11 protein-coding genes are annotated in these 12,734 nt (G+C 52.0%); 6 read left to right on the top strand and 5 right to left on the bottom strand.

The genetic code is table 11. The features are described from left to right. Window positions 1-113 precede the first annotated feature (113 nt). Together OGY09_RS05860 and fadE are read right to left on the bottom strand one after the other, a co-directional pair. Window positions 114-881 (bottom strand): amidohydrolase, encoded by a 768-nt coding sequence (locus tag OGY09_RS05860; RefSeq protein ID WP_048214872.1) that lies wholly within the window; start codon window positions 879-881, stop codon window positions 114-116. A 110-nt stretch (window positions 882-991) separates the two neighbouring features. Next, complete coding sequence (gene fadE / locus OGY09_RS05865) at window positions 992-3,436, bottom strand: acyl-CoA dehydrogenase FadE (protein WP_003830821.1); 2,445 nt, start codon at window positions 3,434-3,436, stop codon at window positions 992-994. Window positions 3,437-3,675: 239 nt separating this feature from the next. Here fadE and lpcA point away from each other — a divergent pair, with 239 nt between their 5' ends. Next, window positions 3,676-4,257 (top strand): D-sedoheptulose 7-phosphate isomerase, encoded by a 582-nt coding sequence (gene lpcA / locus OGY09_RS05870; RefSeq protein ID WP_275399193.1) that lies wholly within the window; start codon window positions 3,676-3,678, stop codon window positions 4,255-4,257. Between the two features lie 111 nt (window positions 4,258-4,368). Then, a complete protein-coding gene (locus OGY09_RS05875; protein ID WP_003031388.1) occupies window positions 4,369-5,136 on the top strand; it encodes a class II glutamine amidotransferase in 768 nt (255 codons plus the stop codon). On the opposite strand, the gene dpaA is transcribed toward OGY09_RS05875, so the two are convergent. After that, on the bottom strand, window positions 5,107-5,847 hold the full coding sequence (dpaA, locus tag OGY09_RS05880) for a peptidoglycan meso-diaminopimelic acid protein amidase (protein ID WP_003830823.1): 741 nt from the start codon (window positions 5,845-5,847) through the stop codon (window positions 5,107-5,109). The two genes, OGY09_RS05875 and dpaA, sit on opposite strands and share 30 nt — an antisense overlap. 331 nt (window positions 5,848-6,178) lie before the next feature. Here dpaA and dinB point away from each other — a divergent pair, with 331 nt between their 5' ends. After that, entirely contained in the window at window positions 6,179-7,234 is a 1,056-nt protein-coding gene (gene dinB / locus OGY09_RS05885; protein WP_275399192.1) for a DNA polymerase IV, read from the top strand. A 200-nt stretch (window positions 7,235-7,434) separates the two neighbouring features. Here dinB and pepD read toward each other — a convergent pair whose 3' ends face one another. Then, window positions 7,435-8,892 (bottom strand): cytosol nonspecific dipeptidase, encoded by a 1,458-nt coding sequence (pepD, locus tag OGY09_RS05890; RefSeq protein ID WP_008783788.1) that lies wholly within the window; start codon window positions 8,890-8,892, stop codon window positions 7,435-7,437. Window positions 8,893-9,153: 261 nt separating this feature from the next. On the opposite strand from pepD, the gene gpt reads away from it, so the two are divergent. The 3 genes from gpt to crl all read left to right on the top strand — a co-directional run bounded on the left by gpt (window position 9,154) and on the right by crl (window position 11,416). Beyond that, the gene (gpt, locus tag OGY09_RS05895; protein WP_003031380.1) at window positions 9,154-9,612 is read left to right on the top strand and encodes a xanthine phosphoribosyltransferase; all 459 of its coding nucleotides are present in this window, start codon (window positions 9,154-9,156) and stop codon (window positions 9,610-9,612) included. 100 nt (window positions 9,613-9,712) lie between these two features. After that, window positions 9,713-10,957 (top strand): esterase FrsA, encoded by a 1,245-nt coding sequence (gene frsA, locus OGY09_RS05900; RefSeq protein WP_048214870.1) that lies wholly within the window; start codon window positions 9,713-9,715, stop codon window positions 10,955-10,957. A 57-nt stretch (window positions 10,958-11,014) separates the two neighbouring features. Continuing rightward, window positions 11,015-11,416, top strand: coding sequence for a sigma factor-binding protein Crl (gene crl / locus OGY09_RS05905; RefSeq protein WP_008783790.1), 402 nt, complete (start codon window positions 11,015-11,017; stop codon window positions 11,414-11,416). A 56-nt stretch (window positions 11,417-11,472) separates the two neighbouring features. Here crl and phoE read toward each other — a convergent pair whose 3' ends face one another. Then, entirely contained in the window at window positions 11,473-12,528 is a 1,056-nt protein-coding gene (phoE, locus tag OGY09_RS05910; protein ID WP_003830831.1) for a phosphoporin PhoE, read from the bottom strand. Between the last annotated feature and the right edge of the window lie 206 nt (window positions 12,529-12,734).

Here is a 12,734-nt window from a genome sequence, read left to right on the forward strand (position 1 = left end):
TTGCAGAATACGATGCTCACCGCATGTCGCCACGCGAATTTGTTTTGCGGTTGGTTACGGAGTGAAACAATCCCGCCACAAGAAACGTAGTGCAGCGGGAGTGAAGGCGATAGTTATAGCGTAAACGGGTCGGCGTCCTGCCAGGCGGGAAACTTCTCGCGATACTCGCGCAGCGCTGAGAGTGACAGCTCGGCGTCAATGCGTGTGGCCTGATGCGGCTCGGCGGTGGCAATAATCTCACCCTGCGGATTAATCACCCGGCTGTCACCGCGATAATGGTGGCCGTTACCGTCTGTGCCCACGCGGTTACATCCTGCTACATAAGCCTGGTTCTCAATCGCCCGTGCGGCAAGCAGAAGCTGCCAGTGCAGCGAACGCGGCGCAGGCCAATTGGCAACATACAACGCCAGGTCGTAATCGTTGCGATTGCGCGACCATACCGGAAAACGCAGGTCATAACAGACCAATGGCAGAATGCGCCAGCCGCGCCATTCAACAATAACGCGCGCGTCACCCGCCTGGTAATGCTGATGCTCATCCGCCATGCGGAACAGATGGCGCTTGTCGTAGAAATGCACATTACCTTCGGGCTCAACCAGAAAAAAGCGGTTTACCGGGCCGCGTTCAGACTGGATAGCAGCGCTGCCAGCGATCAGGGAGTTAGTCTGTTGCGCCTTGGCGCGCATCCAACTGACGACCTCTTCCTGCGGCAACGATTTATTTGCCGCTTCCATGGCAAATCCACTGGTAAACATCTCGGGCAACACGATGACATCACGTCCGGCGACGGTTTCCAGTTGTCGGTCAAAATGGCGCAGGTTGGCCGGGCCATCCATCCAGATCAAGGGTTGTTGCAGCAGAGTAATTTTCAAACCAGGCACGATCGAGGCTCCTCGTTGAACAACATTTTGACACTGTAGCATGAGCATTAATGAAAATGTGGCAATAAAAAGCCCCGCATTAAGCGGGGCTAAACGTTGTGCGTATATCGTTATGCGGCTTCGACTTTACGCACTTTCTCTGGCAGCTTTACCGGCTGAGTCGCCAGCTCCTCGGGTTCAAAGTCATCCACGTTGATACTGCGCAGGCGACTCGCTTCGGCTTTCACCAGAATCGCGGCTTCATCTTTATCAATCAGCCCTTTCGCCAGCGCATTGTGCGCCAGTTCGTCGAGACGGGTAAATGGCAGGTTTTTACCCAACTCTTTACAGATCCGCTGGTGGATAGGGTCGGCTGCAATGACATCCAGCAGCGCCTCTTCCAGCAAACCAACCGGGTTATGCTCGCTTGGCGTCAGATATTGACCGCGACCAATACGAGAACGAGTAGCACTCGGAACCTGCAAAATCTTCGCGACTTTATGGTCCAGCTTGTCAGACGGCGCGTCGTAGTGGCGACCGGTCGGGAAGATAACCACGTTCAGCAAGCCCGCGACCAGACGGTTCGGGAAGTTTTTCAGCAGATCGTCCATCGCCTGTTCCGCTTTGTACAACGCATCCTGAACGCCCCAGTGAACCAACGGCAGGTCCGCTTCATTACGGCCTTCATCGTCATAACGTTTCAGTACCGCAGAGGCCAGATACAGCTGGCTTAACACATCGCCCAGACGCGCGGAGATACGTTCACGGCGCTTCAGACTACCGCCCAGTACGGCCATGGACACATCTGAAAGCAGGGCCAGGTTGGCGCTCAAACGGTTCAGGTGCTGATAGTAACGTTTGGTCGCATCGCCGGTTGGCGTGCTGCTGGTTAAGCCACGTGTCAGGCCAAGCCAGAAGCTGCGCACTTTGTTACTGCCAACGTGACCGATGTGTTTGAACAGCAGCTTGTCGAACGCATTCACATCGTTACTCTGTGCCGCAGCCATCTCTTCCAGAACATACGGATGGCAGCGAATCGCACCCTGACCGAAGATCATCATGCTACGGGTCAGAATGTTGGCACCTTCAACGGTAATGGCGATTGGCGCACCTTGATAAGCGCGGGCGAGGAAGTTGCTTTCGCCAAGCATAATGCCTTTACCGCCAGTGATATCCATCGCATCGATGATTGACTGCTGCCCACGGTGGGTACAGTGATATTTCACGATAGCCGACAGCACCGCCGGTTTTTCACCCAGCATAATGCCGTAGGTAATCAGTGATGCCGCAGCGTCCATCACGTAGGCGTTACCGGCAATACGTGCCAACGGTTCTTCAATACCTTCCATCTTGCCGATGGAGATTTTGAACTGGCGACGAATGTGCGCATATGCGCCGGTGGCCATTGCGACTGATTTCACGCCGCCCGTCGAGTTAGACGGCAGGGTAATACCACGTCCCACAGACAGACATTCCACCAGCATGCGCCAGCCCTGACCGGCCATTTTCGGACCACCGATGATGTAATCAATCGGTACAAACACATCTTTACCGAGGGTCGGACCGTTCTGGAACGGCACGTTCAGCGGGAAGTGACGACGCCCAATTTGTACGCCCGGCGTTGAGGTTGGGATCAGCGCACAGGTAATGCCGAGATCTTCTTCACCACCCAGCAGTTTTTCCGGGTCGGAGAGTTTAAATGCTAAACCCAGTACCGTGGCGATAGGCGCCAGCGTAATATAACGTTTGTTCCAGGTCAGGCGCATACCCAGCACCTGTTGGCCCTGCCAGTCACCCATACAAACCACGCCGGTATCAGGGATCGCCCCTGCGTCGGAGCCTGCTTCCGGGCTGGTCAGAGCAAAGCATGGGATCTCCTGACCGCGAGCCAGACGCGGCAGGTAATGATTTTTCTGCTCTTCGGTGCCGTAATGTTGCAGCAGTTCGCCTGGGCCTAATGAGTTAGGTACGCCAACGGTGATCGCCAGGATCCCGGAAACGCCGGAGAGTTTCTGCAGAACGCGAGCCTGAGCATATGCTGAGAATTCCAGCCCGCCGTACTCTTTCTTAATGATCATCGCGAAGAAGCGGTGTTCTTTCAGATATGCCCACAGTTCCGGCGGCAGATCCGCGAGTTCGTGAGTGATCTGGAAGTCGTTCGCCATGCGGCACGCTTCTTCCACTGGACCATCAATAAACGCTTGTTCTTCAGCGGTCAGATGCGGTTGAGGATAGTTATGCAGTTTTTTCCAGTCAGGCTTGCCCTGGAACAGGTCACCTTCCCACCAGGTTGTACCGGCATCAATCGCTTCTTTCTCAGTACGCGACATCGGTGGCATGACTTTACGGAAACCGCGGAACACCGGCGCAGAGATCATGGATTTGCGCATCGGCGTAAAGTTAAACGGCACGAGGATAATGGCCAGAGGAACCAGCAGCCAGACTGACCACAGGCCAGCCACGCCAAGCGCAGCCGTCCAGGCGAGCAAAATTAAACTGCTGAGGAATAAGCTCACGCGGTGATAAAACAGAACGCTGAGCAGAACAACCGTAGCGATAATACTCAAAATCATCATAACGAAAAGCTCCCTTGCTTGTAGGAGGTCTGACCACTTGTGATGATATGTTTGTAGTGGATGTAAATTCTTTTAGCAATGTGTTTACAAAATAATTACAACAAAGCTCACATTGTTGCTGTTTTAACCGGCACAAAAAATCAAAAGCGACAGCCATTCCTGTGGCTTGGACTTCTCGCAGGTAGCGCTATCCGGTACACTGCGTCTTGTCATTTACATTCATGCTGAAGGATATCCTCATGTACCAGGATCTTATTCGTAACGAACTGAGCGAAGCGGCGGAAACGCTGGCTAATTTTCTTAAAGATGACGCCAATATTCACGCCATTCAGCGCGCGGCGGTTCTGTTGGCAGACAGCTTTAAAGCGGGCGGTAAGGTACTTTCTTGCGGTAACGGCGGTTCCCATTGCGACTCGATGCATTTTGCCGAAGAGCTGACCGGACGCTATCGTGAAAACCGTCCTGGTTACCCTGCTATCGCTATCTCTGACGTCAGCCATATCTCCTGCGTCAGCAACGATTTTGGTTACGATTATGTGTTCTCTCGCTACGTAGAAGCCGTGGGTCGTGAAGGTGATGTCCTGTTAGGCATTTCGACTTCGGGTAATTCCGGTAACGTAATTAAAGCGATTGCCGCAGCGCGTGAGAAAGGGATGAAAGTGATCACCCTGACCGGTAAAGATGGCGGAAAAATGGCGGGCAGCGCGGATATCGAAATTCGCGTGCCACACTTTGGCTACGCTGACCGTATTCAGGAAATTCATATCAAAGTGATCCATATCCTGATCCAGCTGATCGAAAAAGAGATGGTTAAACCATAAGAAGACGATTGCCGGATGGTGGCTGAAGCCTTATCCGGCCTACATGAGCGCCACGTAGGCCTGATAAGCGCAGCGCCATCAGGCAGTTCACGGTTTTAAGGTAGGTGATGTATGTGCGAACTGCTCGGGATGAGCGCCAATGTGCCAACCGATATCTGCTTTAGCTTCACCGGGCTGGTTCAGCGCGGCGGAGGGACCGGGCCGCACAAAGACGGCTGGGGTATTACGTTTTATGAAGGTAAGGGCTGCCGTACGTTTAAAGATCCGCAACCCAGCTTTAATTCGCCTATCGCCAAACTGGTACAAGACTACCCCATCAAATCCTGTTCCGTGATTGCCCATATTCGTCAGGCGAACCGTGGCGAAGTGGCGTTGGAAAATACCCATCCCTTTACCCGCGAACTGTGGGGACGCAACTGGACCTATGCTCATAATGGACAGCTCAGTGGCTATAAATCGCTGGAAACCGGAAATTTCCGCCCGGTCGGGGAAACCGACAGCGAAAAAGCTTTCTGCTGGCTGCTCCATAAGCTGACGGAGCGTTATCCGCGCACGCCTGGCAATATGACGGCAGTGTTTAAATACATCGCAATGCTGGCAGGAGAGCTGCGGGAGAAAGGCGTCTTCAACATGCTGTTGTCTGACGGACGCTATGTGATGGCCTTCTGTTCGACCAACCTGTTTTGGATCACGCGTCGTGCGCCGTTTGGCGTGGCGACATTGCTGGATCAGGACGTGGAAATCGATTTTAGCTCAGAGACCACACCCAATGATGTGGTCACCGTGATTGCCACTCAACCGTTAACCGGCAATGAAACCTGGCAAAAGATTATGCCAGGCGAGTGGGCATTATTTTGTCTCGGGGAGCGTGTAGTTTGATGCCAGTTGCGGCTGAACCACTTCGTGACTCAACGGCTTGCTGACGACGTAACGACCATCGACGACGGAAACGGTCGGTGGTTTACGTGTTTGTTCAAAGTAATCGTATCCCGGCTTTAACTGGGCCCAGAAATCTTTGTAATACGAGAACTTATGGCGTTGCATGTTGGCATCGGTCATGCGGAACGGGTAAATGCTAACCTGTACGCTGGACTGCCCGAACACCAGAGCACCTGTCACAAACTGGAAAATCTCATCAATGCCGTTGTCGGTCATTGCGTAGCAGCCGACGGAAACACAGGCACCGTGGATCATCAGGTACTTACCTTCATAACCGTGTGCGCGGTCATAGGCGTTAGGGAAACCAATGTTAATCGCTTTATAGAAGCGGCTATCCGGTTTCAGCTGTCCACGTTGTACGCTGTAAAATCCTTCCGGACTTTTGAAATCACCCTGACGCTGTTTCGGCCCTAAGCCGCCGGAATAATTGCAGATCTTATAACTGTCGAGCAATTGATACTGTTCGCCCATCTTGACGTACAGATCCAAGGTTCGCTCTTCTTTGAAGATCTGGATATAAACGGGGGAGCCCATTAATTGCTGCTTATATTCTTTGCTGACAGGCGTAGTCGGGCTGCTGCTGCTCAGCAAACCGGCAAATGAAACGCACGGCAATAAAAGCATCGCAAGAAAAAATGCGATTTTACGCATACTGCTTATTCCTTGATAAAACGATCACACACGCCAGGACGGCAAAAAGAATCCCCAAATCGGATAAATCTGGATCTGGAGCGTTCACATTAGCACCAAGAGAGTTTTTCGCAAGTCTCTCGTGCGGCGTTTACACTTTAGTTTTTCTTTATACGGAAAATTGCGCTTAAAGGCAGTCAGACACTGGCGTATTTTGCTGGTTATTGCGCTTCATTGGGTCTTAATCGTGCTGGATGGATAATGGGTCAGGAACGGCCCAGCATTAGGTACAACCAGACTTCTCACAACATAAAAATACTGTATACTTAAACAGTGATGTGGGAGGCAAACGATGCGTAAAATCATACATGTCGATATGGACTGCTTTTTCGCGGCGGTGGAAATGCGCGACAACCCCGCCCTGCGTGATATTCCCATTGCTATTGGCGGCAGTCGAGAACGTCGGGGGGTCATCAGCACGGCCAATTACCCGGCGCGCAAATTTGGCGTGCGTAGCGCAATGCCAACTGGGATGGCATTAAAGCTGTGTCCGCATCTCACTTTATTACCTGGTCGTTACGAGGCCTATAAAGAAGCCTCCCGCCAGATTCAGGCTATTTTCTCTCGCTATACCTCGCTGATAGAACCCCTTTCGCTGGATGAAGCCTATCTGGATGTGACCGACAGCACCCACTGCCACGGCTCAGCTACGCTGATCGCTCAGGAAATCCGTCAGACAATTTTTAACGAGTTACAGTTAACCGCCTCTGCCGGAATTGCGCCGGTAAAATTTCTGGCAAAAATAGCTTCCGATCTCAACAAACCCAATGGGCAATATGTGATTACCCCTGCCGATGTTCCTGAATTTCTCAGAACATTGCCGTTAGGCAAAATTCCCGGCGTTGGCAAAGTCTCCGCCGCTAAGCTGGAATCAATGGGATTACGTACCTGCGAAGATGTTCAAAAATACGACCTGGCAATGCTGCTCAAACGCTTCGGCAAGTTTGGTCGCGTGCTGTGGGAGCGCAGTCAGGGGATTGACGAGCGGGACGTCAACAACGACAGGCTGCGTAAATCCGTCGGCGTGGAGCGTACGCTGGAGGAAGATATTCACGAGTGGTCGGAGTGTGAGGCGATAATTGAACGGCTCTATCCTGAACTGGAACGGCGTCTGGCAAAGGTAAAGCCGGATCTGCTGATCGCTCGCCAGGGGATAAAACTCAAGTTTAATGATTTTCAGCAGACTACGCAGGAGCACGTCTGGCCGCGCTTAAATAAAGATGACTTAATTACGACAGCGCGCAAGACCTGGGACGAGCGTAGGGGAGGGCGAGGTGTCAGGCTGGTGGGATTACACGTCACGCTGCTGGATCCACAAATGGAAAGACAACTGCTATTGGGGCTGTGATTCAGAACAATTGCCGGATGTCGGCGTAAACGCCTTATCCGGCCTACAAACCAGCGAGCATGCCTGATGGCAGCGTAAAAACTTTATCCAGCCTTCAAATCAGCGTGCATGCCGGATGGCAGCGTAAAAACTTTATCCAGCCTACAAATCAGCATGTAGGCCAGATAAACGTAGCGTCATCCGGCATTTAGCGCAGAATCTTACTTCGCCGGAATAGACTTCAGCAGTTCAGTCAGCAGCGTCCAGTAATGGCCGACGCTTTCGATATGAACCTGCTCATCCGGGGAGTGCGGACCGGTGATAGTTGGCCCGATGGAAACCATGTCCATATCTGGATACGGTTTCTTGAACAGACCACATTCCAGACCAGCGTGGATGATCTGGATATTCGGCGTTTTGTTGAACAGACGCTGATAGGTTTCACGAACCAGGTGCATAACCGGAGAGTTAGCATCCGGCTGCCAGCCTGGGTATCCGCCTTTTGCCTGGGTTTTCGCGCCAGCCAGTTTACCCAGTGAATCCAGCATGCTCACCACGTAGTCTTTACCGCTGTCGATCAGGGAACGGATCAGGCAGTGAATTTCAACGTTGTCGTCAGTCATGGTGACAACGCCGACGTTCAGAGAGGTCTCAACCACGCCTTTGGCGACGTCAGAGTTGCGGATTACGCCGTTCGGGGTGGCGTTCAGCAGACGCACAAAGCTGTCGCGAGACTGAGCGGTCAGCGCGGCTTTGTCTTGAGTTACGGCATCCAGCAGCAGAGCCAGGTTCTTCTCTTTGGCTTCCAGTTCGTTTTTCAGGATTTCCTGATAGGTGTTGACCAGCGCTTTTAACGCATCAACTTTATCTGCAGCCACGGCGAGGGTGGCAAAGGCTTCACGCGGAATCGCGTTACGCAGCGTACCGCCGTTGAAATCAACCAGACGCAGATCCAGCTCTTCAGCGTGGCCCGCCAGGAAGCGTACCAGCAGTTTGTTCGCGTTACCGAGACCCACGTGGATTTCGCCGCCGGAGTGACCACCTTTCAGGCCTTTTAACGTCAGCTTAAAGCTCTGGAAGCCAGCCGGGATTGCTTCACGGGACAGCGGCAGGTTAGAGGTAAAGTCGATACCGCCTGCGCAACCCATGTAGATCTCACCTTCTTCTTCAGAGTCGGTGTTGATCAGGATATCTGCCTGCAGCCAGTTAGCCTGCAGACCAAACGCGCCATCCATACCCGCTTCTTCGGTCATGGTCAGCAGCACTTCCAGCGGACCGTGTACCACGCTGTCATCAGCCAGAACGGCCAGCGCAGACGCCATACCGATGCCGTTATCCGCACCCAGCGTGGTGCCACGGGCTTTCACCCATTCGCCGTCAATATAAGGCTGGATAGGATCTTTAGTGAAGTCATGCACGGTGTCGTTGTTTTTCTGCGGGACCATATCCAGGTGCGCCTGCAGAACGACCGGCTTGCGGTTTTCCATGCCTGCGGTAGCGGGTTTGCGAATCAGGATATTACCGACTTGATCGCGCTCGACGTGGAAACCTTTCTCTTGGGCCCAGCTCAGAATGTGTTCAGCGAGCTGCTCTTCATGATAGGACGGATGAGGAATAGAACAGATTTTGGCAAAAATATCCCATAGCGGTTGCGGGGATAATTGAGACAGTTCAGACACGTTGAGTCTCCTTGGCGATGTCCTACAAAACTTGCTTGCAGGCCACGGGGTTAGCAGAATTAAAAACACCACAAGTCAGGCTTGCGCGATGCGATTGAGAATACCACTTTCTCCGCTGACGGCTAGCATAAAGCATGCAAAAAGAGGCGCGGATTCCGCGAAACACTGGTTTTTAGTGCGTCAGATCTCTATAATCTCGCGCAACCTATTTCCCCCTCGAACACTTTTTAAGCCGTAGATAAACAGGCTGGGACACTTCACATGAGCGAAAAATACGTCGTCACCTGGGACATGTTGCAGATCCATGCACGTAAACTGGCAAGCCGCCTGATGCCTTCTGAACAATGGAAAGGCATTATTGCCGTTAGCCGTGGTGGTCTGGTGCCGGGCGCATTGCTGGCGCGTGAATTGGGTATTCGTCATGTCGATACCGTATGCATCTCCAGCTACGATCACGACAACCAGCGCGAACTGAAAGTGCTGAAGCGTGCCGAAGGCGACGGTGAAGGTTTCATCGTAATCGATGACCTGGTTGACACCGGTGGTACCGCCGTTGCGATCCGCGAAATGTATCCTAAAGCGCATTTCGTCACTATCTTCGCTAAGCCGGCTGGTCGCCCGCTGGTGAATGATTATGTTGTTGATATCCCTCAGGATACCTGGATTGAGCAGCCGTGGGATATGGGCGTAGTGTTCGTCCCGCCGATCTCTGGTCGCTAATCTAAAAAGTTTTCAACGCCTGGCAACTGCCGGGCGTTGTTCTTTTTGTGCTGTGTCAGGTTACACTATGCCTTAGTGAGTACTCATGGAGGCTGCAATCATGTCACAGGCTAACCTCAGCGAAGTCCTGTTTAAACCCCGCTTCAAACACCCTGAAACGTCAACACTGGTTCGTCGTTTTAATCACGGCGCGCAGCCGTCCGTACAATCTGCCCTGGATGGCAAAACCATTCCGCACTGGTATCGCATGGTGAATCGCCTGATGTGGATCTGGCGCGGCGTCGACCCGCGCGAAATCCTTGAGGTGCAGGCACGTATCGTGATGAGCGAAGCCGAGCGTACAGATAAAGAACTCTACGATACGGTTATCGGCTATCGCGGTGGGAACTGGATCTATGAGTGGGCGAAGCAGGCGATGGACTGGCAACAGAAAGCGTCTATGGAAGAGGATCCGCAGGTGAGCGGACGCCACTGGCTGCATGCGTCTACGTTGTACAACATTGCCGCTTACCCACACCTGAAAGGCGATGAGCTGGCAGAGCAGGCACAGGCTTTGGCGAATCGTGCCTATGAAGAGGCCGCACAGCGATTGCCGGGCACGCTGCGTGAGATGGAGTTTCCCGTCGCTGGCGGTGCGCCGATCACCGGCTTCTTACATATGCCAAAAGGTGACGGTCCGTTCCCGACGGTGCTGATGTGTGGTGGCCTCGATTCCATGCAAACGGATTACTACACCCTGTATGAGCGCTATTTTGCCCCACGGGGTATAGCCATGCTGACGCTGGATATGCCGTCGGTTGGGTTCTCGTCAAAATGGAAACTGACTCAGGATTCCAGCCTGCTGCATCAGCATGTATTAAAAGCGCTGCCTAATGTTCCCTGGGTGGATCACACCCGCGTGGCAGCCTTCGGTTTCCGCTTTGGCGCTAACGTGGCGGTACGCCTGGCGTATCTGGAATCATCGCGTCTGAAGGCGGTGGCCTGTCTGGGGCCTGTGGTTCATGCGCTGCTTAGCGACCCGCAGCGTCAGGCGAGCGTCCCGGAAATGTACCTTGATGTACTGGCTAGCCGCCTGGGGATGCACGACGCCTCCGATGAAGCGCTGCGCGTTGAGCTTAATCGCTATTCATTAAAAGTGCAGGGCCTGCTGGGGCGACGCTGCCCGACGCCAATGCTCTCGGGATTCTGGAAGAACGATCCGTTTAGCCCGGAAGAAGAGTCACGTTTAATCACATCTTCATCTTCAGACGGTAAGCTACTGGAGATCCCCTTCAACCCGGTGTATCGCAATTTTGACAAAGGGTTGCAGGAAATAACCGGTTGGATCAATCAGAGATTGTGTTAAAAGTTTGCTAAATTTTAGCGATTTGGTAAAACAGGTGCTTCACCTAAGGAGATCGTAATGACGTTACCGAGTGGGCATCCGAAAAGTAGATTGATCAAGAAATTCACCGCGCTTGGCCCGTATATCCGGGAAGGGCAGTGCGAAGATAATCGATTTTTTTTCGATTGTCTGGCTGTTTGCGTCAACGTGAAACCCGCCCCTGAGAAACGCGAGTTCTGGGGCTGGTGGATGGAACTGGAGGCGCAGGAAAAACGTTTCACGTACAGCTATCAGTTTGGTTTGTTTGATAAAGACGGTAACTGGACGGCGGTGCCGGTGAAAGAGACTGAAGTGGTAGAGCGACTGGAATACACCTTACGTGAATTCCATGAAAAATTACGTGGCTTGTTAACGACGCTGAATCTGGCGCTGGAACCTGCTGACGACTTTAAGGATGAACCGGTTAAGTTAACGGCATAATGAACAGTAAAATGCCGGATGGCGGCGCAACCCCATCCGGCATTTTTTATGCTATATCAGAACTGGTAGACCATACCGACAGCAACGATGTCATCATCGTTGATGCCCAGTTTATTATCGCTATCCAACTGGTTGATTTTATAATCAACAAACGCGGACATATTTTTGTTGAAATAATACGTTGCGCCCACGTCGATATAATTCACCAGGTCTTCATTGCCGACGCCTTCAATATCTTTCCCTTTAGAAAGCACATAACCCAGTGACGGACGCAGACCAAAGTCAAACTGGTACTGAACAACCGCTTCGAAGTTCTGTGTTTTATTGGCGAAGCCGCCGGAAATTGGCGTCATATTGCGTGTTTCAGAATAGAACGTCGCAATATAAATATCGTTAGCATCATATTTTAAGCCGGTTGCCCAGGCTTCAGCTTTATCACCCGTACCGCGAGTTTGCAGATTCTGCTGGTTGGTTCGATCGGAGTTGGTATAAGCGCCGCTCACCGCGAAATCGCTGCCGCCAAAGTCATAGGTAACAGAAGTACCAAAACCGTCGCCGTTCTGTTTTTTCACATCGCGATCCTGGTTTTTACCCTGGTATTGCAAGGTCAGATCCAGGCCATCCACGACGCCAAAAAAGTCGGTGTTACGGTAAGTTGCCAGACCGCTGGCGCGTTTGGTCATAAAGTTATCGGTCTGTGCGGAGGAGTCGCCACCAAATTCCGGGAACATATCGGTCCAGGCTTCCACGTCATACAGCGCGCCCAGGTTACGACCATAATCAAACGAGCCAAAATCTTTTAATTTCACACCGGCGAAGGCCAGACGTGTTTTTTGTTGGTTAGAGTCGCTTTCAGCTTTATTGCCGGCAAACTCTGCTTCCCAACGACCATAACCGGTTAGTTGATCGTTAATTTGCGTTTCACCTTTAAAACCTAAACGGATATAGCTTTGGTCACCATCTTTGCTGTCATAATCCGTCATGTAATGCATGGCTTTTACTTTGCCGTACAAATCCAGCTTATTACCGTTCTTGTTATACACTTCCGCTGCCTGTACGGATGCCGACGCAACAATTCCCATCACCACTAATGCCAGAGTGCTCTTTTTCATTTTCATTCCTGATTAAAAGTACGCGCTAATATTCACTGGGTGTGATCCCCGTTAAAAGACAGGAGGGTTTTTAACGTCTGGCAATGAACGTTTTATGACAAAGTAAGAATATTTTTAAAAAAGAGTGTTTTTATGTTTCTGTAATAAATGCGTCAAAATCTGCCGCTACGCTTGCTGATCCTGCGCAATAAAATTTCATGCTTTGT

The organism is Citrobacter sp. Cpo071 (assembly GCF_030332765.1).
GTDB lineage: Bacteria > Pseudomonadota > Gammaproteobacteria > Enterobacterales > Enterobacteriaceae > Citrobacter > Citrobacter portucalensis.

Bases quoted from the DNA above. Each gene is read 5' to 3' on its own strand.
- fadE (WP_003830821.1), bottom strand. From the start codon at position 3,436: ATGATGATTTTGAGTATTATCGCTACGGTTGTTCTGCTCAGCGTTCTG.
- lpcA (WP_275399193.1), top strand. From the start codon at position 3,676: ATGTACCAGGATCTTATTCGTAACGAACTGAGCGAAGCGGCGGAAACG.
- OGY09_RS05875 (WP_003031388.1), top strand. From the start codon at position 4,369: ATGTGCGAACTGCTCGGGATGAGCGCCAATGTGCCAACCGATATCTGC.
- dpaA (WP_003830823.1), bottom strand. From the start codon at position 5,847: ATGCGTAAAATCGCATTTTTTCTTGCGATGCTTTTATTGCCGTGCGTT.
- dinB (WP_275399192.1), top strand. From the start codon at position 6,179: ATGCGTAAAATCATACATGTCGATATGGACTGCTTTTTCGCGGCGGTG.
- gpt (WP_003031380.1), top strand. From the start codon at position 9,154: ATGAGCGAAAAATACGTCGTCACCTGGGACATGTTGCAGATCCATGCA.
- frsA (WP_048214870.1), top strand. From the start codon at position 9,713: ATGTCACAGGCTAACCTCAGCGAAGTCCTGTTTAAACCCCGCTTCAAA.
- crl (WP_008783790.1), top strand. From the start codon at position 11,015: ATGACGTTACCGAGTGGGCATCCGAAAAGTAGATTGATCAAGAAATTC.
- phoE (WP_003830831.1), bottom strand. From the start codon at position 12,528: ATGAAAAAGAGCACTCTGGCATTAGTGGTGATGGGAATTGTTGCGTCG.